Source organism: Xanthovirga aplysinae (genome assembly GCF_009711365.1).
Lineage (GTDB): Bacteria > Bacteroidota > Bacteroidia > Cytophagales > Cyclobacteriaceae > Xanthovirga > Xanthovirga aplysinae.
In genome coordinates, this window is sequence record NZ_SMMB01001266.1 from 14,592 (window position 1) to 16,378 (window position 1,787).

Here is a 1,787-nt window from a genome sequence, read left to right on the forward strand (position 1 = left end):
AGAAATAGAACGGAAAAAGCCAAAAAAAGAACGAAATCTCGTCTTTTTTGGCTTTCCCTAAATTAATTTTCCTTTCCCTATTATAAGATAACTGGTTGATGACCTCCACTAGGACAATCTCCACCGCAAGATATAGGTGCGCTAATAGAACCTTCTATATAATCATCACAATTGGCATTGGCATTAGGAGATTTGGCTCTAAGCCTTATAGTAAGATATCCGCAGGTTAGTACCTCTACTTGACATCGATTATCACCATTTGATCCATATGCTGAGATGTATCCACCGTTCACGGACCATTGATAATCTGAATAACTTGCAGGTGCCTCAAAAATAAGTGTATGGTTTGGCCAAGAACCCACAGCGGGTTGACATACATCATTATTAATTCTTTCGATAGTTATACTGGTCGGGCATAATAGAGGTGGTCGTGGAATCGTATTTTGAGCCATAGCATTAAACCCAATTAAAGATAAAGCGAAAATTAGGAGGAATTTTTTCATAATTTTTTAAGATTTGGTGATATGTAATTATATTAAGAAGAAAATATAAATAAAATAATTGTAATTAGTTATAAAAGGTTGTAAATAAAAAAATGTAAAAAAATAAATAAGTCATATTAAGTTTAAAATATGGAAATATTTTTTTTTAATTAATTTAATTATTAAAGTTGTTTTTGAAACATTATTTCCGTCATCCATCACTACTTTTTGACCTTTAATCACTCTTTTACTTTGGGTTTGTTTTTTTTCGACTCCTATCCATATCTTTCGGTTAACAGAAACCAAAAAAAAGATCATGAAAAAGTATTTAGTTTTTTTATTAGTACTTATCCTTTCTTCTTTTAACCTAAGAAAAGTGGAAGAAATTAAATTGGGCCCTCGGGTTGAAATTAGTCCTGATATTTCCAAGAGTATCGAATTGGAGGTTAATTGTCCGGCTTTTGATTTCTATGGACCATCTTTTTTAAAGATTGGTGAGAATGCCCATTACGTTCTTTTTAGTCCTGAAGATTTAAATGCGTATGGAGTGACAAAATATTATTGGTCTATTTCTGATAACAATGTATTAAGATTTAACTCTAGTGTTAATAATCAGATAGATGTATTTGTGGAGGGCGTCTCTTCCGGATCGGCTACTTTAACATTTCATGCCGAGATGTCCTGTGGAACCACAAAGTTTACGTTTCCGCTTAGAGTACAGGGAACCACTTCTGATGATGATGGACCAGGGTCTGGACCCATAACTCCAACTTTACATTAAAGAAATAATCTATTTTTAGTTAATGCCATTTTTTTTAGGATCACTTATCAAGTGGTCCTTTATTGTTAAGGCCATTTTCTTTTTGTATCGATGTAACTACCTAGTAAATAAGTGAAAAAGGAAAAAGCAAATTTCCCTTATTATTTCTTTTTCCATACTTGAAAAAAGAATTTATATACTGAATTGAGCTGTAAATGGCTAATCAAAGGCTAAAAAGATAGGAACTCATTAAAAATTGAGCCAAGATTTTTTTTGTTTTCTGAATTAAGAGAACTATTCCTATTAATCTTTTTATCAGGTCAGTTCAAAAGGCATCATGAAATCCCTAAGTGAGGTATGCACTTAAATTTTTTCAATAAGAATAGTGTATAGAATCTGTACATAATTATTATAGGAATTGAATTAAAAAACATATTAATTTTTTACCGTTCGCATTTTTACAATTTTTAGATACTAATCTTTTGTAGGTTTGCAACATACAATTAGAAAGGGTAGGGGGGTATTTTTTTGGTTTTATTTCCCCC

General features: G+C 31.4%; 2 protein-coding genes. One reads left to right on the forward strand and one right to left on the reverse strand.

Features of this window, described 5'->3' with window-relative positions; translation table 11 throughout:
• Positions 1 to 80: 80 nt before the first annotated feature.
• The gene (locus E1171_RS20160) at positions 81 to 503 is read right to left on the reverse strand and encodes a hypothetical protein (RefSeq protein ID WP_155207870.1); all 423 of its coding nucleotides are present in this window, start codon (positions 501 to 503) and stop codon (positions 81 to 83) included.
• Between the two features lie 295 nt (positions 504 to 798).
• Here E1171_RS20160 and E1171_RS20165 point away from each other — a divergent pair, with 295 nt between their 5' ends.
• Entirely contained in the window at positions 799 to 1,263 is a 465-nt protein-coding gene (locus E1171_RS20165; protein WP_155207871.1) for a hypothetical protein, read from the forward strand.
• Positions 1,264 to 1,787: the final 524 nt, after the last annotated feature.